The 25087-nt window shown below is 60.3% G+C and carries 25 protein-coding genes; 10 read left to right on the forward strand and 15 right to left on the reverse strand.

Translation table 11 applies throughout. The features are described 5' to 3' along the window. Positions 1-60 precede the first annotated feature (60 nt). The 6 genes from msrQ to AC4IHP_RS20075 form a co-directional block, all read right to left on the reverse strand. Positions 61-684 (reverse strand): protein-methionine-sulfoxide reductase heme-binding subunit MsrQ, encoded by a 624-nt coding sequence (msrQ, locus tag AC4IHP_RS20050; protein ID WP_490832558.1) that lies wholly within the window; start codon positions 682-684, stop codon positions 61-63. Continuing rightward, complete coding sequence (gene msrP / locus AC4IHP_RS20055; RefSeq protein WP_460121471.1) at positions 684-1697, reverse strand: protein-methionine-sulfoxide reductase catalytic subunit MsrP; 1014 nt, start codon at positions 1695-1697, stop codon at positions 684-686. The genes msrQ and msrP overlap by 1 nt, the downstream gene beginning before the upstream one ends. Before the next feature lie 63 nt (positions 1698-1760). Continuing rightward, positions 1761-2618: a CDP-diacylglycerol--serine O-phosphatidyltransferase gene (gene pssA / locus AC4IHP_RS20060; protein ID WP_016773182.1), complete on the reverse strand. Its 858-nt coding sequence runs from the start codon at positions 2616-2618 to the stop codon at positions 1761-1763. 148 nt (positions 2619-2766) lie between these two features. Then, positions 2767-3783: a ketol-acid reductoisomerase gene (gene ilvC / locus AC4IHP_RS20065; RefSeq protein WP_003228216.1), complete on the reverse strand. Its 1017-nt coding sequence runs from the start codon at positions 3781-3783 to the stop codon at positions 2767-2769. Positions 3784-3829: 46 nt separating this feature from the next. Beyond that, the gene (gene ilvN, locus AC4IHP_RS20070; protein ID WP_003176102.1) at positions 3830-4321 is read right to left on the reverse strand and encodes an acetolactate synthase small subunit; all 492 of its coding nucleotides are present in this window, start codon (positions 4319-4321) and stop codon (positions 3830-3832) included. A gap of 2 nt (positions 4322-4323) precedes the next feature. Beyond that, entirely contained in the window at positions 4324-6048 is a 1725-nt protein-coding gene (locus AC4IHP_RS20075) for an acetolactate synthase 3 large subunit (RefSeq protein WP_039761986.1), read from the reverse strand. Positions 6049-6447: 399 nt separating this feature from the next. Here AC4IHP_RS20075 and AC4IHP_RS20080 point away from each other — a divergent pair, with 399 nt between their 5' ends. Further along, positions 6448-6864, forward strand: a complete 417-nt coding sequence (locus tag AC4IHP_RS20080; RefSeq protein ID WP_400556799.1) for a DUF4124 domain-containing protein — start codon at positions 6448-6450, stop codon at positions 6862-6864. Positions 6865-6981: 117 nt separating this feature from the next. Here the strand turns inward: AC4IHP_RS20080 and AC4IHP_RS20085 are convergent, their stop codons facing one another. The 3 genes from AC4IHP_RS20085 to mrcB are packed head-to-tail and all read right to left on the reverse strand — an operon-like array spanning position 6982 to position 10407. Beyond that, positions 6982-7317, reverse strand: coding sequence for a YqcC family protein (locus tag AC4IHP_RS20085; protein WP_073475432.1), 336 nt, complete (start codon positions 7315-7317; stop codon positions 6982-6984). Beyond that, positions 7317-8066, reverse strand: a complete 750-nt coding sequence (locus tag AC4IHP_RS20090) for a tetratricopeptide repeat protein (protein WP_041477844.1) — start codon at positions 8064-8066, stop codon at positions 7317-7319. Before AC4IHP_RS20090 ends, AC4IHP_RS20085 begins: the two co-directional genes overlap by 1 nt. Before the next feature lie 16 nt (positions 8067-8082). Continuing rightward, positions 8083-10407 carry a penicillin-binding protein 1B gene (gene mrcB / locus AC4IHP_RS20095; RefSeq protein WP_471880024.1) on the reverse strand — a complete coding sequence of 775 codons (2325 nt, stop codon included), beginning with the start codon at positions 10405-10407 and terminating at the stop codon, positions 8083-8085. A gap of 117 nt (positions 10408-10524) precedes the next feature. On the opposite strand from mrcB, the gene AC4IHP_RS20100 reads away from it, so the two are divergent. The 4 genes from AC4IHP_RS20100 (at position 10525) to AC4IHP_RS20115 (ending at position 13888) form a co-directional block, all read left to right on the forward strand. Then, the gene (locus tag AC4IHP_RS20100; protein ID WP_490832559.1) at positions 10525-12081 is read left to right on the forward strand and encodes a bifunctional aminoglycoside phosphotransferase/ATP-binding protein; all 1557 of its coding nucleotides are present in this window, start codon (positions 10525-10527) and stop codon (positions 12079-12081) included. A gap of 91 nt (positions 12082-12172) precedes the next feature. Further along, on the forward strand, positions 12173-12517 hold the full coding sequence (locus AC4IHP_RS20105) for a pentapeptide repeat-containing protein (protein ID WP_039761605.1): 345 nt from the start codon (positions 12173-12175) through the stop codon (positions 12515-12517). Between the two features lie 290 nt (positions 12518-12807). Further along, entirely contained in the window at positions 12808-13080 is a 273-nt protein-coding gene (locus AC4IHP_RS20110; protein WP_016773175.1) for a TfoX/Sxy family protein, read from the forward strand. 13 nt (positions 13081-13093) lie between these two features. After that, positions 13094-13888, forward strand: coding sequence for a Crp/Fnr family transcriptional regulator (locus AC4IHP_RS20115; RefSeq protein ID WP_490832560.1), 795 nt, complete (start codon positions 13094-13096; stop codon positions 13886-13888). A 232-nt stretch (positions 13889-14120) separates the two neighbouring features. Here AC4IHP_RS20115 and AC4IHP_RS20120 read toward each other — a convergent pair whose 3' ends face one another. The 4 genes from AC4IHP_RS20120 to AC4IHP_RS20135 are packed head-to-tail and all read right to left on the reverse strand — an operon-like array spanning position 14121 to position 17662. Further along, entirely contained in the window at positions 14121-14969 is an 849-nt protein-coding gene (locus AC4IHP_RS20120; RefSeq protein ID WP_490832561.1) for a ChaN family lipoprotein, read from the reverse strand. Positions 14970-14988: 19 nt separating this feature from the next. After that, positions 14989-15756, reverse strand: a complete 768-nt coding sequence (locus tag AC4IHP_RS20125; RefSeq protein WP_490832562.1) for a heme ABC transporter ATP-binding protein — start codon at positions 15754-15756, stop codon at positions 14989-14991. After that, entirely contained in the window at positions 15756-16739 is a 984-nt protein-coding gene (locus AC4IHP_RS20130) for a FecCD family ABC transporter permease (RefSeq protein ID WP_490832592.1), read from the reverse strand. The genes AC4IHP_RS20125 and AC4IHP_RS20130 overlap by 1 nt, the downstream gene beginning before the upstream one ends. 50 nt (positions 16740-16789) lie before the next feature. Next, positions 16790-17662, reverse strand: coding sequence for a heme/hemin ABC transporter substrate-binding protein (locus AC4IHP_RS20135; RefSeq protein WP_490832563.1), 873 nt, complete (start codon positions 17660-17662; stop codon positions 16790-16792). A gap of 164 nt (positions 17663-17826) precedes the next feature. Between AC4IHP_RS20135 and AC4IHP_RS20140 the strand changes: the two genes are divergently transcribed. Then, positions 17827-18144, forward strand: a complete 318-nt coding sequence (locus AC4IHP_RS20140; RefSeq protein WP_490832564.1) for a Rieske (2Fe-2S) protein — start codon at positions 17827-17829, stop codon at positions 18142-18144. Here AC4IHP_RS20140 and sfsA read toward each other — a convergent pair. Together sfsA and AC4IHP_RS20150 are read right to left on the reverse strand one after the other, a co-directional pair. Next, positions 18141-18854 carry a DNA/RNA nuclease SfsA gene (gene sfsA / locus AC4IHP_RS20145; protein ID WP_490832565.1) on the reverse strand — a complete coding sequence of 238 codons (714 nt, stop codon included), beginning with the start codon at positions 18852-18854 and terminating at the stop codon, positions 18141-18143. The two genes, AC4IHP_RS20140 and sfsA, sit on opposite strands and share 4 nt — an antisense overlap. After that, entirely contained in the window at positions 18854-20023 is a 1170-nt protein-coding gene (locus AC4IHP_RS20150; protein ID WP_490832566.1) for a pyridoxal phosphate-dependent aminotransferase, read from the reverse strand. Before AC4IHP_RS20150 ends, sfsA begins: the two co-directional genes overlap by 1 nt. Before the next feature lie 332 nt (positions 20024-20355). Here AC4IHP_RS20150 and dksA point away from each other — a divergent pair, with 332 nt between their 5' ends. From dksA to AC4IHP_RS20170, 4 genes are all read left to right on the forward strand, one after another. Then, entirely contained in the window at positions 20356-20799 is a 444-nt protein-coding gene (dksA, locus tag AC4IHP_RS20155; RefSeq protein WP_042610464.1) for an RNA polymerase-binding protein DksA, read from the forward strand. Between the two features lie 194 nt (positions 20800-20993). Continuing rightward, complete coding sequence (gluQRS, locus tag AC4IHP_RS20160; RefSeq protein ID WP_490832567.1) at positions 20994-21887, forward strand: tRNA glutamyl-Q(34) synthetase GluQRS; 894 nt, start codon at positions 20994-20996, stop codon at positions 21885-21887. Between the two features lie 77 nt (positions 21888-21964). After that, entirely contained in the window at positions 21965-22141 is a 177-nt protein-coding gene (locus AC4IHP_RS20165; RefSeq protein ID WP_003176118.1) for a hypothetical protein, read from the forward strand. Beyond that, the gene (locus AC4IHP_RS20170) at positions 22125-25079 is read left to right on the forward strand and encodes a sensor histidine kinase (RefSeq protein WP_460121498.1); all 2955 of its coding nucleotides are present in this window, start codon (positions 22125-22127) and stop codon (positions 25077-25079) included. The genes AC4IHP_RS20165 and AC4IHP_RS20170 overlap by 17 nt, the downstream gene beginning before the upstream one ends. Positions 25080-25087 lie beyond the last annotated feature (8 nt).

Here is a 25087-nt window from a genome sequence, read left to right on the forward strand (position 1 = left end):
CCGTTTCGACTGCGCCGGAAGTGGGGCGAATTATAGACCTCTGGAATCTGCCGTCAACCGTTAATTTCGCTTTTCTTGCAGATTCTGCTTTTTACCCAGTAAACGCGGGATTCGTCTCATCACCGGCGGTAGACGAAGCAGCAAAAGCACACCACCTATAAAGGCATAAATCGCCCACTCCTCCAGATCAGCCCGCACGATCCAAAGCATATGCAGCAAACCCAGCCCAAGTATCACGTAAACCAAGCGATGCAGCTTCTTCCAGCGAGCACCCAAACGACGCTGACTATAACGATTCGACGTCACTGCCAGTATCAGCAATCCGAGAAAGCCGAGTGCACCGACAATGATGTACGGTCGCTTACGTAGCTCAACGCCCAATTGTGACCAGTCGAACCCAAGGATAAACGCCATATAGCTGAACAGATGCAGTGTCACGTAAGCAAAACACCACAGCCCCAGCTGCCGGCGCACTGCAATCCATCCCGCCCAGCCGCTCAGCTTTTGCAGCGGCGTCATGCTCAGCGTGATCAACAGCAACACCAGCGTGCCAAGCCCGAGACGATCAACCAGTACCTTGCCCGGATCAGGCCCGAGCAGATCGGCGAAAGCCTGATAGAACCACAGCAATGGCCAGACCGCCGCAGCAACGAAAACGCCCACTCGCCAGAACGGATAGCGCATCAGTAGTTCTTCCGCAGATCGAGCCCTGTATATAAAGAAGCGACTTCATCCGAGTAGCCGTTGAACATCTGCGTATCGCGCACATTCGGTTTGAACAGACTGTTCGGCAAGCGCCGTTCGCGCGCCTGAGTCCAGCGTGGATGGTCGACGGTAGGATTCACATTCGCATAGAAGCCATACTCGTCCGCAGCGATGCTTTGCCAGGTGGTCTTCGGCTGCTCGCTAACCAGACTGATGCGCACGATGGACTTAACGCTTTTAAAGCCGTACTTCCATGGCACCACCAGACGCAAAGGCGCGCCGTTCTGGTTCGGCAGTTCGCGGCCATACATGCCCACCGCGAGGATCGCCAAAGGATTCATCGCCTCGTCCAGACGCAAGCCTTCGACATACGGCCAGTCGATCAGGGCAAAACCGGAACGCTGGCCGGGCATGCTCTTGGGATCCTGCAGCGTTTCGAAGCGGATGTACTTGGCCTTGGAAGTCGGCTCGACCTGCTTGAGCAAGGCCGAGATGGGAAAGCCGATCCAGGGAATGACCATCGACCATGCCTCGACGCAGCGCAGACGATAGATGCGCTCCTCCAGCTGATACGGCTTCATGAAGTCTTCCAGCGCGTAACGCCCCGGCTTACCCACCTCCCCGTCTATCACCACGCTCCAGGGTTCGGTTTTCAGGTCGCCAGCATTCGAAGCCGGATCGCCCTTGCCGGTACCGAACTCATAAAAGTTGTTGTAGTGCGTGGCGTCTTTATAAGGCGTGATCGCCTCGTCTTTGACGTTGACCGCACCCCATTGAGTAGAAGGAAGCTTTTCGGCAAACCAGGCCGGAGCCTTGCCGGATTCGACGTCAGAGTAGCGCGGGGCATCAGCTGCACTGGCCCAGCGTGGCAGGCTGCTCACGGCGATACCGGCAGCAGTGGCGCCGAGCAATTGGCGACGGGAGAGATAAATGGCTTCAGGCGTGACATCCGACTCATGGCAGTCGGATGCTTTGGGGATCTTGATCAACATGACAACTCCGCAGCTTTGGAGGACAGGTGCACCCATAGACTGCGGAGTATGCGGGAAATTACATCACTCGGCGTTTTTGTGACGACGAAGCCGCAACAGATATTGCACCGGGCCGGATGCTGCATAGGCGAGGAACACCAGCAGCAGAATGCGCGGCGGATCACTGAACACGACAGCGAATACCAACACCACCGCTAGGATCGCCACGAATGGCACGCGACCTTTGAGGTCCAGCTCCTTGAAGCTGTTGTACTTGATGTTGCTGACCATCAGCATGCCGGCCGCCGCCACCATCAAGGCCACCAGGAACGACATCTTCGAACCCTGGATGCCGTAATCGCTGAACGCCCAGACAATACCGGCCACCACCCCTGCCGCCGCCGGGCTGGCCAGACCGATGAAGTAGCGTTTGTCCGCCGTGCCGACCTGGGTGTTGAAACGCGCCAGACGCAACGCTGCACCCGCTACATAAATGAAGGCGACCATCCAGCCGACCTTGCCCATATCGCCCAGCGCCCAGCCGAAGGCCAGCAATGCCGGCGCGACACCGAAGGCGACCATGTCCGACAGCGAGTCGTACTCGGCGCCGAAGGCACTTTGCGTATTGGTCATGCGCGCCACGCGACCATCGAGGCCGTCGAGCACCATCGCGACGAAAATCGCGATCGCAGCGAAGGCGAAGTACTTGCTCGCATTCACCGAGTCGCCGGCGCTCAACGCGGCCTGCGCGCTCATCGAGTTGATGATGGAATAGAAGCCTGCGAACAGGTTGGCAGTGGTGAACAGATTCGGCAGCAGATAGATACCACGATGCCGGACTTTACGACCTTCAGCGTCGTGCCCTTCTTCGATGTGCTCATCGATGGGCAGCAGGCTTTCGGCGTCGGAAGCCTTGTTCGGCTCTTCGGGACGTTCGCTCATGGACATTACCTTGCAACGGTTTGGAAAAAATTCGACAGAAGCTTGAGGACGACAGTTCGGCCACAAACGATGCAGCTTTATACCAGAAGCACCGGCCCAAACGAAAAAACGCGGCCGAGGCCGCGTTTTTCGTACAAGGGACGACGACTTAGTTTTTGGCTTTGTCGACGATCTTGTTGGCACCGATCCACGGCATCATGGAGCGCAGTTGCTCGCCGATGATTTCGATACCGTGAGCGGCGTTGTTACGACGCTTGGCGGTCATCGAAGGGTAGCCGGTTGCGCCTTCGCTGATGAACATTTTGGCGTATTCGCCGTCCTGAATACGTTTCAGGGCATTGCGCATAGCCTGACGGGATTCGGCGTTGATCACTTCCGGACCAGTCACGTACTCGCCGTACTCAGCGTTGTTGGAGATCGAGTAGTTCATGTTGGCGATACCGCCTTCGTACATGAGGTCAACGATCAGTTTCAGTTCGTGCAGGCACTCGAAGTAGGCCATTTCCGGCGCGTAGCCAGCTTCAACCAGGGTTTCGAAACCGGCTTTTACCAGTTCAACGGTACCGCCGCACAGAACGGCTTGTTCGCCGAACAGGTCGGTTTCGGTTTCGTCCTTGAAGGTGGTTTCGATGATGCCGGTACGACCGCCACCAACGCCAGCGGCGTAGGACAGCGCTACGTTTTTGGCATTGCCCGAAGCGTCCTGGTAGATCGCGATCAGGTCAGGGATACCGCCGCCTTTGACGAACTCGGAACGTACGGTGTGGCCCGGGGCTTTCGGCGCGATCATGATCACGTCGAGGTCAGCACGCGGAACAACCTGGTTGTAGTGAATCGCGAAGCCGTGGGAGAAGGCCAGGGTGGCGCCTTTCTTGATGTTCGGCTCGATTTCGTTCTTGTACAGCGAGGACTGGAACTCGTCCGGGGTCAGGATCATGACCAGGTCGGCAGCAGCAACAGCGGAAGCGACGTCGGTCACTTTCAGGCCGTGAGCTTCGGCTTTGGCAACGGTGGCCGAACCTTTACGCAGACCGACAGTTACGTCGACACCGGAATCTTTCAGGTTGCACGCTTGAGCGTGGCCCTGGGAGCCGTAACCGATGATGGCAACTTTCTTGCCCTGGATGATCGACAGGTCGCAGTCTTTATCGTAGAAAACTTTCATGAATTTCCCCTTATATCCGGCCATTCAGGCCATGCGCTAATTTGGTTTAGATGCTGAGTACTTTGTCGCCGCGAGCAATACCGGTCACGCCGCTGCGGACGGTCTCCAGAATCGATGCGGTGCCGATGGACTGAATGAAGCTGTCGAGCTTGTCGCTGGTACCGGTCAACTGAACGGTATACACGCTGGCGCTGACGTCGACGATCTGTCCACGGTAGATATCGGTGGTGCGTTTGATCTCGGCGCGCTGGGCGCCAGTGGCCTTGACCTTGACCAGCATCAGCTCGCGCTCGATGTGAGCGCTTTCCGACAGGTCCACCAGCTTGACCACTTCGATCAGCTTGTTCAGGTTTTTGGTGATCTGCTCGATCACTTCATCGTGACCCACGGTGGTCAGCGTCAGACGCGACAGGGTCGGGTCTTCGGTCGGGGCCACGGTCAAGCTTTCGATGTTGTAGTTGCGCTGCGAGAACAGGCCGACTACGCGAGACAGAGCGCCGGGTTCGTTTTCCAGAAGCAGGGAAATAATGTGCCGCATGATTAAGTACGCTCCGTCTTGCTCAGCCACATATCGCGCATGGAGCCGTCTTTGATCTGCATCGGGTAGACGTGCTCGCTGGTGTCGACCGCAACATCGATGATCACCAGGCGATCTTTCATGGCGAACGCTTCAGCCATCTTCGACTTCAAATCCTTCGATTCGGTGATGCGTACGCCAACGTGGCCGTAGGCTTCAGCCAGCTTGATGAAGTCGGGCAGCGATTCCATGTAGGAGTGCGAGTGACGGCTGCCGTAGCTCATGTCCTGCCACTGGCGAACCATGCCCAGCACACCGTTGTTGAGGATGACGATCTTCACCGGCAAGCCGTATTGCAGGCAGGTCGACAGCTCCTGGATGTTCATCTGGATACTGCCTTCGCCGGTGACGCAGGCAACGTCGTCGTCCGGGAAGCTCAGTTTGATGCCCATCGCGGCTGGCAGACCGAAGCCCATCGTGCCCAGACCACCGGAGTTGATCCAGCGGTTAGGCTTGTTGAACGTGTAGTACTGCGCAGCGAACATCTGGTGCTGACCGACGTCGGAGGTCACAAAGGCGTCGCCCTTGGTCACTTCGCAGAGGGTTTCGATCACGGTCTGCGGCTTGATCTTGCTGCCGTCACCCTTTTCATAAGGGAACAGGCCGCGATCGCCACGCCATTCATCGACCTGCTTCCACCAGCTGGCTACGGACTCTTTGTTCGGGGTCTCGCCGATTTCCTTGAGGATCGCGACCATTTCGGTCAGGACGCTTTCGACCGGGCCAACGATTGGCACGTCGGCCTTGATGGTCTTGGAGATCGACGCCGGGTCGATGTCGATATGGATGATCTTGGCGTTCGGGCAGAACTTTGCCGGGCCGTTGATCACCCGATCGTCGAAGCGTGCGCCCACTGCAAGGATCACGTCGGCATGGTGCATCGCCAGGTTGGCGGTGTAGCTGCCGTGCATGCCGAGCATGCCGATGAACTGACGGTCAGTGCCAGGGAAAGCGCCCAGCCCCATCAAGGTGTTGGTCACCGGCAGGTTGAGCATTTTCGCCAGTTCGGTCAGTTGCGCGGAACCGTTGCCGAGGATTACACCGCCGCCGGAGTACAGCACCGGGCGCTTGGCCGCCAACAACATTTCGGCTGCTTTGCGGATCTGCCCGGAGTGACCGCGAACGGCTGGGCTGTAGGAGCGCAGCTTGGCTTTTTTCGGAAAAACGTATTCGAACTTTTCGGCCGGGTTGGTCATGTCTTTCGGGATGTCGACCACGACCGGGCCCGGACGACCGGATTGCGCCAGGTAGAAGGCCTTCTTCATGACTTCCGGGATTTCCGAGGCGTGCTTGATCATGAAGCTGTGCTTCACGATCGGCCGGGAGATACCGATCATGTCGGTTTCCTGGAACGCGTCGGTGCCAACCATGGTGCTTGGCACCTGGCCGGAAATGATCACCATCGGAATCGAGTCCATATAGGCGGTGGCGATACCGGTGATGGCGTTTGTGGCGCCTGGACCGGAAGTCACCAATACCACGCCGGCTTTACCGGTGGCACGGGCGTAGCCGTCAGCCATATGGGTCGCCGCTTGTTCGTGACGAACCAGGATGTGGGTCACTTCCGGTTCTTTGAACAGGGCATCGTAAACATGCAGGAGAGCACCACCCGGGTACCCGTAGATATATTTGACGCCTTCGTCACGCAAAAAGCGGACGAGCATCTCACCGCCAGATAAAAGCTCCACGTTGTTCACCTCTAAAACGCCAGAATACCGTCCACAAACAAGGGGCGGGTCTTAATAGGTTTACTTCTCGGCAGAGCATGAGCGACGGTGGTCGCCGACTACGTCAGCACTGACTGAGCAAGTATTGGGATCGTCCCAAGTGTTGCGGGCCTTTCCCACCCAGCGCGAGGTAACGCGTTGCGGGTGTAACAGGTCGGCGCGGATGTGCGCCTCATGATCTACCGAGTGGGTCTGCTTCTGGCAGTCCCTCTACAGCGGACTTTGGATTCTTCTGTTTCGCCCTCTGCAAGTCAAGTCGTCTGTGTGGTTAATTGTGGGTAAGCACATGAGAACGCAAGAAAAAACCTGAAAAGGGCTACTCTGTTAGCGTCAATTGCGCATTTTTGCCAAGGAATCAGCATGCGAACGCTTCTCCTCACTCTGCTGATCGGCCTCAGCCCATGGTGCTCGGCCGCTCAAATCTACAAATGGGTCGATGCCCAGGGTGTCACGCATTTCGATGCACAACCGCCGCAGGGCCAACCGTCGACGACCGTACAGACGCCCTCCTCACCCGCGCCGAAAGCTGCGCCGATGCCGGGCGGTGGCGTCCTTGGCGATCAGAAAGCCATTGATGCCAAGGTGAAGAAACAGGTCGCCGAGCAGCAGGCGCAGCTCAAGGCCTTTTGTGAGCAGGCACGCACGAACCTGGCGCAACTGCAGAACAATCCGCGTTTGCGTGAGGAGGTCGAGGGGGATGTGCGCAGGCTCGACGATACACAGCGTCAGGAACGCATCGTCGAAGCGAAGAAGCAGATTAAGGAGAATTGTTCGTAATCGTTTCGAAGGATGTGTAGGAGCTGCCGAAGGCTGCGATCTTTTGACTTGTTGGAAGAGCAAGATCAAAAGATCGCAGCCTTCGGCAGCTCCTACAAAGCTCCTACACAACCGCGTTCAGCGGGATGCAGTGATCAGCAGATCAAACTCTTTGAGCAGCACCTGCAACTGCCGATCCTTGCCGCCAAGGTTGCGTTGGGCGAAGACCATTTCCGCCATTTCCTGAATGCCCGAGGCGTTCGGCAGCGGCAGATCCTGTTCGAGGATCATCTTCATGCGCGGCAGGAAGATCCATTGCAGCCATTGCTCGAAGTCCAGCGTGTCGACCGAAAACGGCTCGACACTGCTCAGGGCTTCGGCGGACGGCTGAACCTCATCCCACCAACCCTGGGTGCGCAGCTCGCGTTCGATCAGCAACAGCTGATCGGCGATTTTCGGGAAGCGCACATCCATCACAGGGAAACCTTGGCCTTCTGACGGGCCAGTGCGGCGCCGGCGGAATCGCCTTGTTTCTCACGAGACTGAGCGATGATTTCCCACAGGCTGGCTTGCAGATCCGGGCGACCGTTGGCCATGGTCAGCGCGCGACGGGCGAACTGCTCGGCTTGCGGCGCATCGCCCTGGGCCATGCGCACTTGCGCCAAACGGTAAAGTACTTGTGGCTCGCGCGGGGCGACACGTTGCGCCCGCTCCAGACTGGAGGACGCACCGTTGAGGTCGCCGCCGGCCTGCTGTTGTTGCGCGGTAGTCAGCAAGGCGAGTACCGGGCCGTCCAGTTGCTCATCCGCCGAAAGACCGCCGCCACTGCTGGCCGAAGGAATGCCACTTGGCGTCGACGGCATGCTGTAGCTGCCGGAGTTGATCGGCGCCGACTCAACGGCCGATGGGTTGTACGGCCCCGAAGTAATGCCGCCGGATGCCGGACCCGGGACGATCGGTGAAGAACTGATCGGTGTCGACACCGCAGCACCGCCGCCCGGCACCATCACCACCACGCCGGTATCGCCTTGCGGAATCGCCTGAGTCTGGCCCTGCGCTGGGCGCTTGACCGTGGTCTGGCGGAAACCGCCATTGGCGCCGATGCGCTCGCTGTTGGACACGGCGGTACCCGAATCCACCACGGGAATCGAACCACGCTGTACGGTGGAGCAGCCGCTGAGCAAAGCCACGGCGGTCACCGCTGGAATCAACCACTTGTTCACTTGAAACCCTCTTTGCTTAATTCATCCAGCCCTTGACCCAGTCCATCACCGACTCCGGCGAGGCAGGTGTTTCGCTTGCACACGCGGCGCCGGGTGGCGGTTCGCTGCCGCGAATATACGGCATCTGCACCGCGCCGGGGCAGTTGGCATCCGAACCCTGACCGGTGCGCGAATCGACCCAGGCCTGCACGACGTTGTCCGGCTGCGGCATGTCCAGCGGTAGCGGATCGGCCTTGCGCATGAAACTGGTCCAGACCTGCAACGCACCGGTTGCCCCGGTGAACGGTGTCTTGCCGTTGTCGTCGCGACCGAGCCAGACCACTGCCAGCAGATCCTGACTGAAGCCGGCGAACCAGCTGTCGCGCGAATCGTTACTGGTACCGGTCTTGCCCGCCAGGGTCAGGGTCTTGGGCAGCACGTTATAAACCGAACTGCCGGTACCTTCACGCATCACCCGCTGCATGGCGTTCTGGATCAAGTAAATCGAGGCCGGATCGAAACGCTGCTCGATCTGGAACGGATAACGCTTGAGCGGCTCGCCCTCGGCGGTCAGCACGCTGCGAATACCGCGCATCGGTGTATTGAAACCACCGTTGGCCAGCGTCTGGTACATGGTCGCCACTTCAATCGGCGTCATGCCGCCGGCACCGAGCAACATCGACGGGAACGCCGGGAATTCACGGGTAACGCCCAGGCGACCGAGAGTCTTGAGCACATTCGGCACGCCAACTTCCAGGCCCAGACGCGAAGTCGACAGGTTGTAGGAATGCGCCAAGCCCTGATAGAGGAACACCGTGCCGTGGGAGCGGCGATCATAGTTCTGCGGCTTCCACACCTGACCGTTGGCGCCTTTGACCGACAACGGATCGTCCGACAGCCAACTGGTCAGCGTGTACTGGCTCGGTTTCTCCAGCGCGGTCAGGTAGACCGCCGGCTTGATCAGCGAGCCGATCGGGCGTACCGCATCCAGTGCACGGTTGAAACCGGCGTAACTGGCCTGACGGCTGCCGATCATCGCCTGGACTTCGCCGGTTTCCGGGTTGGTCACGACCATCGCCGCTTCCACATCATCGGAACCCTTGCGCCCGGCCAGACGTTTGAACGTGTCGTTGACCGAGGCTTCGGCTTTCATCTGCAGGATCGGATCGAAACTGGTGAAGATGCGCAGACCTTCTTCGGTCAAGTCCTCGTCACGGTAGTCTTCGCGCAACTGACGTTTGACCAGATCGATAAAGCCCGGGAACGAGCTGTCGGCGAGCTTGCCGCGAGTCGTCACGCCGAGCGGCATTTTCTTCGCCGCTTCGACCTGTTCGGCGGTGGCCACGCCTTGCTGCGCCAGCACGTCGAGGACCAGATTACGCCGCTCCAGCGCGCGCTCCGGGTTGCGACGCGGGTTGTAGTAGGACGGCCCCTTGACCATGCCGACCAGCAACGCCACTTGATGCAGTTTCAGCTCGGACAACGGCTGGCCGAAGAAGAACTGGCTGGCCAGACCGAAACCGTGCACCGCACGCTGACCGTCCTGACCGACGAAGACTTCGTTGAGGTAGGCCTCAAGAATTTCCTTTTTGTCGTAATGCAGTTCGAGCAGCAACGCCATCATCGCTTCGGTGAGCTTGCGGGTCAGGCTGCGTTCGCTGGTCAGGTAGAAGTTCTTCACCAACTGCTGGGTCAGCGTACTGCCGCCCTGGGTCATCTTGCCGCCGGAGGTATTGATCCACACGGCGCGGGCGATCGATTTCGGCGACACGCCCCAGTGACTATAGAAGTCGCGGTCTTCCACGGCGATCAGGGTTTCGAGCAGGTACGGCGGCACCTGATCGAGTTTGATCAGGATGCGGTCTTCGAGATTTTTCGGGTAAATGCCGCCGATCATCAGCGGCTCGAGGCGCACCACCGACAGCTTCGAGCCGTTGGTCGCGGACAGCTCGGCGACGTAATCGCCGGAGAAGCGCACGCGCACTGGCTGCGGTTTCTCCAGCCCTTCATAGAACTGGAAGCCACGGGTGTTCAGGTCAACCGTATTGCCGCTGACGGCGGCGGCGCCAGGGCCGTTGCTTACGGCCTCGCGGCGATAGCCGAGGGCATCGAGTTCGGTGAGGAAATCGTCCTTGCTGAGCTTCTGTCCGACGAACAGCTCAAGCGGGCGCGCGTACACCTTGGCCGGGATGGTCCAGCGCTTGCCGGAGAACTTCTCCTGCACCACGGCATCGAGGTAAACGGCGAAGCCGGCCAGCACTACAAGGCCGACCAGGCTGAGTTTAATGGCCCAGCTCAACCATGGGCTGAGGCCCTTGGCTGGTGGTTTTTTCTTGGTACGGGGGGATCGGGATCGAGTCATGGCGGCGGATTATACGCACTTTATCGATCCTCAACAGGCACGCGCGGAGGTTTGCGTCAGGCGGGCAAGCAGCCATAATGGCCGCCTCGAATTCCCCCCGTCTCTGAAGGATCGCCCGTGAGCCAGTCCCTGATCGCTGCCCTGCAAAACCCGGCCCTCTACCCGCATCCCGTCGAAGGGTTTCAGGTTATCGAAACCCACATCTCGTGGGTGATTCTCACCGGGCCCTTTGCTTATAAAGTGAAGAAGCCGGTGAATTTCGGCTTCCTCGACTTCACCAGTCTCGACGCACGTGCGCATTTCTGCGCTGAAGAGCTGCGCCTGAACCAGCGTCTGACCGCTGATTTGTATCTGGACGTGTTGCCGGTCACCGGCAGCGTCGAAGCACCGCAACTCGGCGGCGACGGCCCGGCTATCGAATACGTGCTGAAAATGCGCCAGTTCCCGCAGAGCGGGCTGCTCAGCACCCTGCAAGCCAATGGCGAGCTGACCACTCAGCACATCGATGCACTGGCCGAGCAGATCGCGCACTTCCACCTCAATGCACCGAAGGTCCCGGCCGAACACGACGCCGGCACCCCGGACAGCGTGATGGCACCGGTCGCACAAAATTTCGAGCAGATCCTGCCGTTCCTCAGCGACAAGAACGATTTGCTGCAACTCGACGCCCTGAAAGCCTGGGCCGAAAGCAGCTTCGAACGCCTCAAGCCCCTGTTCGCCCAGCGCAAGGCGCAAGGTTTCACCCGTGAATGCCACGGCGACATTCACCTGGGCAACGCTACGGTCATCGACGGCAACGTGGTGATCTTCGACTGCATCGAGTTCAACGAGCCATTCCGCTTCACTGACGTCTGGGCCGACACCGGTTTCCTCGCCATGGACCTGGAAGACCGTGGCCTGAAATCGCTGGCGCGTCGCCTCATCAGCCAATACCTGGAACTGACCGGCGACTATCAGGGCCTGGAAGTGTTGAACTTCTATAAAGCCTACCGCGCTCTGGTACGGGCCAAGGTGGCGCTGTTCAGCATGCCGGCGGACGCCACTGCCGTGCAGCGCGCTACCACCCTGCGTCAGTACCGCAACTACGCCAATCTGGCGGAAAGCTACAGCACCATTCCTTCGCGCTTCATGGCCATTACCCACGGCGTTTCCGCTGTCGGCAAGAGCCATGTGGCCATGCGTCTGGTCGAAGCGCTGGGCGCGATTCGCCTGCGTTCGGATGTCGAGCGCAAGCGCCTGTTCGGCGAGCAGACCGTCGCCAACGATGTGCAGGCCGGCATTTACAGCGCCGACGCCAGTTCCGCGACTTACGCACGTCTGCATGAAATCGCCGAGGTGATCCTGCATGCCGGTTTCCCGGTGGTGATCGACGCGACTTACCTCAAGCGCGAGCAGCGCGACAACGCGGCGAAGATTGCCGAAGCCACTGGCACGCCGTTCCTGATCCTCGACTGCAACGCCCCGCAGGCAGTGATCGAGAGCTGGCTGGCGATGCGTCAGGCCGATCAGAAGGATCCGTCCGACGCTACCCTGGCAGTAATCGAAGCGCAGCAGGCCAACCGCGAAGCGTTGACGCCGGAAGAAATCCTGCGCAGCAAACGCGTGCAGACCAATGAATCCGGCACGCTGGACACCGTGGTCGCGCAGATCCGTCAGCGCCTGCCGGGTCTGTAAAAAACTATTTCGGCCGTGAAGCCCTCGCTCGCTTCACGGCCGTCAAATAGTGGCACTATACTGGCGTCATAAAACCAACAGGTGATCTGACATGAGCCAGCCAAAACTGCTCGACACTCCGCTTTACGCCCTGCTGCACAAAGATGACGTTGCAGGCTTCAACAAGGAACGCCCACAGGATGGCCCGATCGACATGGTCGGCGGCGATTTCCGTGGCCTCGACCTGCGCGAACTGAACGCCGACGGCGTGGATTTCCGCGATGCGTACTTCCGCTCCGCCGATCTGCGCGGCATCGACTTCCGCAAGGCCTCGCTCGAAGGCGCCAGCCTGGCCCATGCGCAAATCTCCGGGGCGTACTTTCCGCCGGAGCTGAGTGCCGACGAGATCCTGATGTCGATGAATTTCGGCACGCGGTTGCGCTATCGCACACGCTGATATCTGGAAATCTTCCTGACACCACGCCTTTTCCCTGTGGGAGCGGGCTTGCTCGCGAAGACGTAGGGACAGTCGACACTTCTGGTGACTGACCCGACGTCTTCGCGAGCAAGCCCGCTCCCACATTTGTTTCTGCATTTGCGCCCGTCTTCCTGCGTTCGCAGGCCTTTCACTACCCTTTCTTAGAAGCTTTTGCGTCGAATCCGACCAAACAACCACGCTTTTCCTACTGATGGCTACACTCCTGAGAAGCTCGCCCACGCACCATTCGGCCGTCGCAAGGAGGCTTGATGAATGATGAACTGCAACACTTGAAAAATCTTGGCAAGACGTCGGCGCAGTGGCTGCATGCCGTGGGCATCCACAGCGCCTCGGACTTGCGTCGCCTCGGTGCAGTGGATGCCTACCGGGCCGTGCGTACTCGGGGGTTTCGAGCATCGAAGGTGTTGTTGTATGCGATCGAGGGCGCGTTGATGGACGTGCACTGGAACGACATCCCCGCCGAGCGCAAGGACGCCCTGAACAAGCAGCTCGAAGCCATTTCCGCGCGCCACAAGAACTGAACAGGCGCGGACCATGTATTTACTGGGGGAACAATCGGCCTACGCCGACGCATTGATCAATCGCTTGCAGAATCTTCCCGGGCAATGGCTACAGGATTTATCGCCATGCGCGCCTGTTATCGAACTGGAAGCCACGGATGATTTGTTTGCGCAGTTGCCGGATGATCAGCTGTTTTTGCTGAGCGAGGGCGTGGTGCATGGCTGCATTGCAGGCCGAGCGCTGTTCTATTGGCAGGAGGGTGACCTGCTCGGTATGCAGCGCGGCGAGCACTGGAGCGACTGCCGCGTGTGCAGCGACAGCGCTGTGCGCCTGCTGCCCTATGGGCGCGCTGAGGTTTTGCAGCATTTGTATGCCGACCCTGATCGAGCGGAGCAGCTCCTGAGCTATCTGCTCGGGCAAATGGCGCTGCTCGCCCACGCCGTGGCCGAGCTGAAACCGCGCGAGTTTCGCAGCACCAACGGCTTCAAACGGGTCGGGGCTGGCGCCGTGCTGATTCAACAGGGCGATGCAGCGGATCATGTCTTCGTGATCATCGACGGGCACGCCGAGGCATTTGTTGACGGGCACAAGGTTGGCGACGTGCCCAAGGACGAGATTTTCGGTGCCATGGCGTTGTTCACCGGCGAGCCACGCAACGCCACGGTGATGACGTCCGAGCCGAGCACGATAATGTTGATTCCCGGTGATCAATTTTTGAGCATGACCCGCAGCAACCCGAAGATCGCGCACAGCCTGATTGAAGGCATGGCTCGACGCATCGGTCAGTTGAATCGACAGATCACGCAATTGACGATGCATCAGACCTAGCGCAAAGCCCTTTATTCACAGGGCTTCACGACCGCTTGCAAAACTAAATTACAGATTTGCAAAATCAGCGGTTGACGCGGTAATGAGAATCGCTATGATTATCACAACTGGTCGCGAGATCAGTCGATATTCTGAAAAGCCCTTGGTTCGGACTCTCAGATTATCTCCTCATCAGGCTAATCACGGTTATTTGACCCGGTTTTTACCGGGTCTTTTTTTGCCTGTGAGAAAGTCATTTGGCGAATTGCTGGCGCATCTGTTCGCAGTAATCCGGCTTCGGTGTGGCAGGCGTGTACCAGACGTAATCGGCCATCGCCGGCGTGACCGCATCCCCCTGCTCGGCCAGCATCAAAACGGTCGGCGCCTTCCCAGCGCCGAGATCCAGCAGATGCAGCGGCACGCCAACATCCTTGCGCGCATGCCAGGCACCGGCCAGCAGGATCGTAGGCGCCGGCGCCGCCAGCATGCGTTCGGCCATACGCCGATCACGCTGCTGCTGAATCGCCAACATCGCCGGCATCTGTGATTCGGGCAACAAGCCACAGTGAGATTCACTGACTTGTCCGAGCAACGTGTTTCTCACCGCCTGCGCATTACTGCGCGGACCAACGAGAGCCGGTGGGTTTCGGTAGAACGCGCGGATTTCGCTGTCATCGAGATTGGCCGCCAGCAGCGGATAGGGCTGCGTCAGGGCGAAGCGCACGATCGGCCCGTAAAGATTCCAGTCCCAGCCCTCCTGCCAGGCCAATGCCAAAGGCAGATCAGCCGGACCGGATTTCGCCTGGCGCGCCGCATCGACTTTCGCTTGTTGATTCGGCGTGAGCATTTCCAGCAGCAGACTGCCTTGCGCCCGTTGTTCGCCGAGCGCCTGCAACAGCCACAATTGCGCAGCATGGTGATCGGCGTTGTCGTGCTGCTCACCGATGATCAAACGCTCAGGCTCAGCGAGACGCGCCAGCAGTTGCTGTGCGCCAAGTACCTCGCCGCTGCGCAGATCGCGGATTTCACCGCTCAGCGGCGGAGCCACCACGTGCTGACAGCCTGCCAGCAACACCAGCGCCCACAACCACAATCCACGCATGCGACACCTCGATGATTGATCAGCGGGCGATGATCAGCGGATGCCCACGCTCCGGGTGCGGTTGCACCAATACTTCAAGACCGAAAACGGCTTTGAGGGTTTCCGGGCGCAGCACCTGTTGCGGAGTATCCAGCGCAACCGGGCGCCCCTGCTCCAGCAACAGCACGCGATCACAATAGCGCGCCGCCAGATTCAGATCATGCAGGATCACCAGCACCGCCGCGCCGCGATCGGCGAACTCACGCACCGCCTGCAAGGTGGTGTGCTGATGCAGCGGGTCAAGCATCGATGTCGGTTCGTCGAGCAATAAGGTTTGCCCGGCCTGACCCGGCCAGAGTTGCGCCAGCACCCGCGCCAGATGCACACGCTGACGCTCCCCCCCGGACAATGCCAGATAGCTGCGCCCGCTCAGGTGCCCGGCATCGGCGGCGGCCAGCGCTGCCGCGACGATTTCATCATCGCGCACGCGCCCGGTCTGGTACGGCAAGCGGCCCATGCCGACGACCTCTTCCACGGCGAAGGCAAAATCCAGTGTCGACACCTGCGGCAACACCGCCATTCGTTGCGCCCGCTGCGTTCCGCTCCACTGACTCAACGCCTGACCATCGAGCGAAACGTTGCCGTCACTGGCGAGCAATTCGCCACACAAGGCGCCGAGCAATGTGCTTTTCCCGGCGCCGTTCGGTCCCAGCACGCCAAGCACTTCACCGGGCTCGAGTTGCAGCGTGACCCCGCTGAGCACAGCCTTGTGGCCACGGCGGACATGCAGATTGTGCGCAGACAACATCAGGCACGCCCTCGCAACAGCAGATAAAGAAAAAACGGTGCACCGATAAACGCGGTGACAATGCCGATCGGCAACTCCGCCGGCGCCAGCGCCAGGCGCGCCACCAGATCAGCGAGCAATAACAGGCTCGCACCCGCCAGGACCGACGCTGGCAACAGCACTTTATGATCGGGGCAGGCCAGCAGGCGCACCAGATGCGGCACCACCAGCCCGACAAAACCGATCATGCCCGCCGCCGCCACCGCCGCGCCAACCCCCAGCGCGGTGCAGAACACCAGTTCGCGTTTTAGCCGTTCGACATCGATGCCCAGATGACCGGCCTCGGATTCACCGAGCAACAAGGCATTCAATGCCTTGGCTCTGCGCGGCAGCCACAACGCCACGCCGATGGTGATGATCAGCAAGGGCCACAGCCGCGCGTAACTGGCGCCGTTGAGGCTGCCGAGGTTCCAGAATGTCAGGGTGCGCAGCGTTGCGTCATCGGCCAGATAAGTGAACAGACCGACTGCCGAACTGGCCAGCGCCGTCAAAGCGATACCTGCCAGCAACATGGTCGCCACATGCGTCTGACCGTTGCGCCGGCCCAGCCGATAGACCAGCGCCGTCACCCCGAGCCCGCCAAGAAACGCACACACCGACAACAGATAGGGGCCGAACCACTCAGGCAGGCCGCCAAAGAACGATCCGCCGACAATCGCAATCGCCGCGCCGAGTGCCGCGCCACTGGACACCCCGACCAGCCCCGGGTCGGCCAGCGGATTACGAAACAGGCCCTGCATCGCCACTCCGGACAGCGCCAGCACGCCGCCGACCGCCAAGCCGAGCAAGGTTCGCGGCAGGCGGATCTGACCGAGAATCAGCTCAGCCTGCTCCAACCCTTCAGGCGCCAACGGCACGCCGATCAGACGCAGCGCCGCCCGCAAGGTGTCGAACAATGGCAGACTCACCGGCCCCAGCGCCAGCGACAGCCAGATCGCCAACAGACACAGCAATGTCAGGCCGATAAACAAGCCACGGGGTTTGACCATTGTGGTCATTGGCCATCCTTGGCCGGGTAGAAACCGTCAGTCAGGGTTTGCAAAGCAGCTGGCAGACGCGGCCCGAGGCCGCCAACCAGCAGCGTCGGATCCAGCTCCATGACCCGCCCGCTCTTGGCCGCACGGCTGGAATTGAGGATGGGGTTTTCCTTGAACAACGCCGCTTTTGCCGCTTCGCCGGTCAGCGCACGGTCGGCGAACACCAGCACTTCGGGATCGAGGCTGGCGAGGGATTCGACAGAAAACGGTTTGTATCCAGTATGCGTCGCAAGGTTGTACCCGCCGGCCTGTTGCAGCAGCCAATCGGCGGCCGTGTCCTTGCCGGCGATCAGCGGCTTGCCGCCCGCATGCCCGAGCAGCAGCAACACGCCGGGGGCTTTGTGCGTGGTCTGCACGTGGGCAACGCGCGTTTTCTGCGCCTGGAGTTGCTGTTGATAACTCTGCAGCAGCTGCGCCGCCTGGCTTTGTGCGCCGAGCAACTGGCCCAGATGAGTGACATTCTTTTCCAGCGTCGGCAGATCAGGCTGGGCTGAAAACAACTCGACCTTGACCTTCGCCGCTTTGACTTGCGCCAGAACCGGCGGCGGGCCCATTTCTTCGGTGCCGATCAGAATGTCCGGACGCAGGCTCAAGATGCCTTCCGCCGACAGGCTGCGCTGATAGCCAATGCTCGGCAGCCCTTTCAATGTCTGCGGATGCTGACTGGTGGTGTCGACCCCCACCAGTTTCGACTCGCCACCCAACGCGCTGACCCATTCCGACAGCGCACCGCCGGCGCTGACCCAGCGTTGTGGTAAATCAGCTGCGGCCGCCTGATGGCAGAGCAAAAGGCCGGTGCAAAGCACGGCAACGCGGGTTTTCAGGCGCATACACAGCTTCCTTGAACGAGGTTTCCCGGGCATCGGCGCAGCGAGCCAAGTATTCTCGACAACGGCCAGACTCCCAGTGGGAGAGGGTCGCCATTTGATAATTGTTTGCATTTGAACGTCAAGCTCGGACATATCCAGACACGAGCGGACACTAGAGGATAGCCATGAAGTTTCTCTGCGCCGGCAGCGATCTGGCCGAAGCCGGCAGTCGCGGTTTCGAAATCGGAGGCAAAAAACTCTTCGCCGTGCGTCGCGGCGGGCAGGCTTATGTCTATCTCAATCGCTGCCCGCATCGGGGCGTCGGGCTGGAATGGCAGCCCGACCAGTTTCTCGACCCGAGCAACAGCCTGATCCAGTGCGCCACCCATGGCGCACTGTTTCTGATCGAGGACGGCGAATGCGTTGCCGGACCTTGCGCCGGGCAGTCGCTGACGGCGATTGAATGCCAGGAAGATACACAAGGCGTATGGGTCGACGTTTAACCGTTGAGCAAGACATCAAGTCGGCGGTCGATGACCAGCTCTTCAGGGTCGAGGCGCACGCCATACGCCAACACCTCGACACCGCAAGCAACCGCTTCACGCAGCGCCTCGGCGTACGCCCAATCGATCTCCTCGGCTGGGCGCACCGCATCGATGCCGGTGAGGTTCACACAGTACAACTGCACTGCCCGGATACCGTCGCGCGCCAGATGCGCAAGTTCACGCAGGTGCTTGGCGCCGCGCTGGGTCACCGCATCCGGAAACGCCGCCACCGCCGTGCCGTCGAAGCCGAGGGTGACGCTTTTCACTTCGACATACGCTGGGCCGCTGGGGTATTCGAGGCGGAAGTCGATGCGGCTTTTTTCCTGTCCGTACGCAACCTCACGCTTCAACGCGGTAAAGCCGTCCAACTCGGTGATCACGCCCGCCTGCAAGGCTTCTTCAACCACGCCGTTGGCGCGCCCGGTGTTGACGCAAAACAGCCGGCCCTGCGGGGTTTCGCCAATTTCCCAAGTGCCGGGCAATTTGCGTTTCGGGTCATTGGAGCGACTGAACCAGACCTGCCCGCCCTCGACCTGACAATTGAGCATCGACCCGGTGTTAGGGCAGTGAATAGTCAGCAACTCGCCGCTAACGGTTTCGATATCGGCAAGAAAACGTTTGTAACGACGAATCAGCCGCGCCTCTTCCAGAGCAGGATAAAAGCGCATCAGCCTTGCCAGCTCTTCAAGCCGCGCGCGATGCGCTCCACCGCTTCCTGCAAACGTGCGAGGTTTTGTGTGTAAGCGAAACGCACGTGATGGCCGGCCTGATAACGACCGAAATCCAGTCCCGGGGTGAAGGCAACGTGCTCGGTTTCGAGGAAATGCCGGCAGAACGCGAAGGCATCACCGCCGAAACGGCTGATATCGGCGTACAGATAAAACGCACCTTCAGGCTCAACGGCAATGTTGAAACCCAGTTCACGCAGCGCTGGCAGGAGGAAGTCGCGACGGCGCGCAAATTCGGCGCGGCGCTCTTCGAGAATCGCAATGGTGGCTGGCTCGAAACAGGCCAGCGCAGCGTATTGCGCCATGCTCGGCGCGCTGATGTAGAGGTTCTGCGCGAGTTTTTCCAGTTCGCTGACCGCCGCCTCTGGCGCCACCAGCCAGCCCAGGCGCCAACCGGTCATGCCGAAATACTTGGAGAAACTGTTGAGGACAAAAGCGTTGTCATCGACTTCCAGCACACTGGCGGCATCAGTGCCGTAGGTCAGGCCGTGGTAGATCTCATCCACCACCAGGTGCCCGTGCCTGGCCTTGATCGCTGTGGATAACCCGGCCAGCTCATCGCGGGTCAGCAAAGTGCCGGTCGGGTTTGCCGGCGAAGCGACAAGGGCGCCGACACTGTCGTGGTCCCAATGCCGCTCGATCAGATCCGGAGTCAGTTGATAACGCACTTCCGGCCCGACCGGCACCAGTTGCGCAGCGCCTTCGACCAGACGCAAAAAGTGTCGGTTGCACGGGTAACCCGGGTCCGCCAGCAGCCAGTGTTTACCCGGGTCGACCAGCAAAGCACTGGCCAGCAACAGCGCGCCGGAGCCGCCCGGCGTGATCAGAATCCGCCGTGGATCGATATGCAGGCCGTAGCGCGACTGGTAAAACCCGGCGATCGCCTCGCGCAGTTCGGGAATCCCACGGGCGGCGGTGTAGCGGGTCTTGCCTGCGGTCAGCGCGGCTTGCCCGGCGCGGATGATCGGTTCGGCGGTGGTGAAGTCCGGTTCGCCGATTTCCAGATGGATCACGTCCTGGCCTTCGGCCTGCAATTCATTGGCCCGCGCCAGCAGCGCCATCACATGGAACGGTTCGATCGCACGACTGCGCGCACTGTAGGGGCCCATTGGAATGCCTTCGACGGAAAAAAGAGACGATTCTACCTGTCTGCCGGAACGAGCGAGAACCCGTGAAGGTCACAGCCTCAAGAACGCTGGACTGTAACGATCTGAACGTACGCTCCAGGATTGACTAAAATCAGTGATTGAACAGGTCTTCATTCCCACAGACACGGCTTGTCAGACATCTGCAAGCGCCACCCGCCGGGGGCTCGACATCCGGGAGTAGCGCAGGCTGATTTGATCTGGTAAGTTCGCCCGCTTGCAGCCGCAGGGCCGGCAGGTGTCGGTGATGGAGCAATCCTGCGCAATGGATTACAAGAGTAGAGGCGGTCTATTTCATGTCCACCCAGGCAAAGCAACAGCAGCAAGCGACGATCAGCGGCTTCGAACCTTACGTTTCGAAGGCGGGTGAAGAGTACATGGGCGCTCCGATGCGCGCGCACTTCACCAAGATCCTGAACAAGTGGAAACTGGACTTGATGCAGGAAGTCGACCGTACGGTTGATCACATGAAAGACGAAGCGGCCAACTTCCCTGACCCGGCCGACCGTGCCAGCCAGGAAGAAGAGTTCGCCCTCGAACTGCGCGCCCGCGACCGCGAGCGCAAGCTGATCAAGAAAATCGACAAGACCCTGCAACTGATCGAAGACGAAGAATACGGCTGGTGCGAGTCCTGCGGCATCGAGATCGGCGTCAAGCGCCTCGAAGCCCGCCCGACAGCGGATCTGTGCATCGACTGCAAGACCCTGGCGGAAATCAAGGAAAAGCAGGTCGGCAAGTAACTTCCACCTGAACGGAAAACGGAGCGTGCGAACGCTCCGTTTTTGTTTGTGCGGTTCCTGCTTTTGTGGGAGGGGGCTTGCTCCCGAATGCGGTGTGTCATTCAACATCCAGGTTGTCTGAACCGACGCTTTCGCGAGCAGGCCCGCTCCCACAGGGGTAACCTGCTTAATTCTGAATAGCTTTTATCGCCTCCATGACTGCCAAATCCCCCGCCTACATCGGCCGCTTCGCCCCTACGCCCAGTGGCCACCTGCACTTCGGTTCGCTGGTCGCTGCGCTGGCGTCCTATCTCGATGCCCGCTCGGTTGGCGGGCGCTGGCTGGTGCGCATGGAAGATCTCGACCCGCCGCGCGAAGAGCCGGGTGCGCAAGCGGCGATTCTCAAGGCGCTGGAAAGCTACGGCTTCGAATGGGACGGCGAAATGGTCCGCCAGAGCGATCGGCACGCTGCCTACGCCGAAGTGCTCAACAGTCTGTTCAACCATGGCCTTGCCTACGCCTGCACCTGCTCGCGCAAACAACTGGAGCCGTATCACGGCATTTATCCGGGGTTTTGCCGCAATGCCGGACATGACCAGCACGACGCCGCGATCCGCCTGCGCGTGCCGGAGCTGGAATACCACTTCATCGATCGCGTGCAGGGCGAATACCGCCAGCACCTGGGCCGCGACGTCGGCGACTTCGTCATCCGTCGTCGCGATGGCCTCTATGCCTATCAACTTGCGGTGGTGCTCGACGATGCCTGGCAAGGCATTAGCGATATTGTGCGCGGCGCCGATCTGCTCGATTCGACACCGCGCCAGCTGTACCTGCAAGAACTGCTCGGCCTGAAACAGCCGCGCTATCTGCATCTGCCGCTGATCACCCAGCCGGACGGCAACAAGCTCGGCAAGTCCTACCGTTCGCCGCCACTCGAAGCCGATCAAGCCACACCATTGCTGCTGCGAGCCTTGCGCGCATTGGGGCAGAATCCCGGCACCGAACTGGCACACGCTTCGCCGGGCGAACTGCTCGCTTGGGGCAGCGCACAGTGGGATGCTGCCAAGATCCCGCGCACACTGACCTTGCCCGAAGCGCAACTGCAATGACGACACTTGCAGTCGCGCGCCCATCCGTTACCATCGCCGCACGTTTTCGGGCACGCGCATAAAAAAGAGAGGCCGGGATGTACATCTATCGCTTGGTCCTGCTTCTGGTCGTCGGGATCTACCTGTTCTCCCCCGCCATCATGGATTGGTGGATCGACGCGACGGGCGCCTGGTATCGCCCCTATCTGCTCTGGCTGATCCTGATTGTCGTGACCTTCATCCTGCAGAGCCAAAAAGATGCCGATGAGCTTTAGCCTGACCCAGATGATCCTGATCAGCGCCGCGTACCTGGCGGCGCTGTTCGGCGTGGCCTGGGTCAGTGAACGGGGCATGATCCCGCGCGCGATCATTCGCCATCCGTTGACCTACACCCTGTCGCTGGGGGTTTACGCCAGTGCCTGGGCGTTCTACGGCACGGTGGGCCTGGCCTATCAGTACGGTTACGGCTTTCTGTCCAGTTATCTCGGCGTGTCCGGTGCGTTTCTGCTGGCGCCGGTGCTGCTCTATCCGATCCTGAAGATCACCCGCACCTATCAACTGTCGTCGCTGGCCGACCTGTTTGCCTTCCGCTTCCGCAGCACCTGGGCCGGTGCGCTGACCACGATTTTCATGCTGATTGGCGTGCTGCCGTTGCTGGCCCTGCAGATCCAGGCAGTGGCCGACTCGATCAGTATTCTCACCGGCGAACGTGTGCAGAGCCGCGTGGCGCTGGCGTTTTGTGCGCTGATCATTCTGTTCACGATTTTCTTCGGTTCCCGGCACATCGCCACGCGCGAGAAACATGAAGGGCTGGTGTTCGCGATCGCTTTTGAGTCGATCATCAAATTGATCGCCCTCGGCGGTGTTGGCCTGTACGCGCTGTATGGCGTGTTCGACGGCCCGCAACAGCTCGAACTGTGGCTGCTGCAAAACCAGACCGCCCTCGCCGCCCTGCACACGCCGTTACAGGAAGGCCCGTGGCGCACGTTGCTGCTGGTGTTCTTCGCCTCGGCGATCGTAATGCCGCACATGTATCACATGACCTTTACGGAAAACCTCAATCCGCGCTCGCTGGTCAGCGCCAGCTGGGGCCTGCCGCTGTTTCTGCTACTGATGAGTCTCGCTGTGCCGCTGATACTCTGGGCCGGGCTGAAACTCGGTGCTACCACCGACCCGGAATATTTCACCCTCGGCATCGGCATTGCCGCCAACAGCAAACCGCTGGCGTTGCTTGCCTACGTCGGTGGCCTGTCCGCCGCCAGTGGTTTGATCATCGTCACTACTCTGGCCTTGTCGGGCATGGCGCTGAACCACCTGGTGCTGCCGCTCTATCAACCCCCGGCCGAAGGCAACATCTACCGCTGGCTGAAATGGACGCGCCGGGCGTTGATCGTGGCGATCATCATGGCCGGCTTCGGTTTCTACCTGATGCTCGGCGTCGAGCAGGATCTGGCCAACCTCGGCATCGTCGCGTTCGTTGCGACTTTGCAATTTCTGCCCGGGGTGTTGTCGGTGTTGTACTGGCCGACCGCCAACCGCCGTGGCTTCATTGCCGGTCTGTTGGCGGGGATCACGGTCTGGGTGGTGACCATGTTGCTGCCGCTGGTCGGCAATCTGCAGGGTTTCTATATCCCGCTGTTGAACATGATCTACGTGCTCGACGACACCAGTTGGCACATGGCGGCCATCGCCTCGCTGGCGGCCAACGTGTTGATGTTCACCCTGATCTCACTGTTCACCAACGCCAGCCCGGAAGAAGCCAGTGCCGCCGAAGCCTGCGCCGTGGATAACGTGCGCCGCCCGCAACGCCGCGAACTGCACGCCGCTTCGCCGCAGGAATTTGCCACGCAACTGGCCAAGCCGCTCGGTGCCAAGGCTGCGCAGAAAGAGGTCGAGCAAGCGCTGCGCGATCTGTATCTGCCCTTCGATGAACGCCGGCCGTATGCCTTGCGCCGGTTGCGCGACCGCATCGAGGCCAACCTGTCCGGCCTGATGGGTCCGAGCGTTGCGCAGGACATGGTGGAAACCTTCCTGCCTTATAAGGCTGGCGGCGAAAACTACGTCACCGAAGACATTCACTTTATTGAAAGCCGTCTCGAGGATTACCACTCGCGCCTCACCGGCCTGGCCGCCGAGCTCGACGCCCTGCGCCGCTACCATCGGCAGACCTTGCAGGAGCTGCCGATGGGCGTCTGCTCGCTGGCCAAGGATCAGGAGATCCTGATGTGGAACAAGGCCATGGAAGAGCTGACCGGCATCGCCGCGCAGCGGGTGGTCGGTTCGCGCCTGAGCACCATCGCCAACCCGTGGAAAGAACTGCTGCAAGGCTTCATCAACCTGCCCGACGAGCATTTGCACAAACAGCACCTGGCCCTCGATGGTCAGACCCGCTGGCTGAATCTGCACAAAGCGGCGATCGACGAGCCGTTGGCCCCGGGTAACAGTGGCCTGGTGTTACTCGTCGAGGATCTGACCGAAACGCAGATGCTCGAAGATAAACTGGTGCATTCCGAACGGCTGGCCAGCATCGGTCGACTCGCAGCGGGTGTGGCCCACGAGATCGGCAACCCGATCACCGGCATTGCCTGTCTGGCGCAAAACCTGCGCGAAGAGCGCGAAGACGACGGCGAACTGACGGAAATCAGCGGGCAGATTCTCGAGCAGACCAAACGCGTCTCGCGCATCGTCCAGTCGCTGATGAGCTTCGCCCATGCCGGCAGCCATCAGCACAGCGACGAACCGGTGTGCCTGGCCGAAGTCGCGCAGGATGCCATCGGCCTGCTGGCGCTGAACCGACGCAATTTCGAAGTGCAGTTCTACAACCTGTGCGATCCCGATCATTGGGTCGAAGGCGACCCGCAACGGCTTGCCCAGGTGCTGATCAATCTGCTCTCCAACGCCCGCGACGCCTCGCCGCCGCACAGTGCGGTACGGGTCAAGAGCGAAGCCGGCGAACACACGGTCGATCTGATCGTCGAAGACGAAGGCAGCGGTATTCCGTCGAGCATCATGGACCGATTGTTCGAACCTTTCTTCACCACCAAGGATCCGGGTGAAGGCACCGGTCTGGGCCTTGCACTGGTCTATTCCATCGTTGAAGAGCATTATGGACAAATCACCATCGACAGCCCGGCTGATGTACAAAGCCAACGCGGCACCCGTATCCGGGTGACCTTACCGCGTCATGTCGAAGCGACGTCCGCTGTGAACTGAGACCGTCG

Source organism: Pseudomonas sp. UF-293, assembly GCF_058245595.1.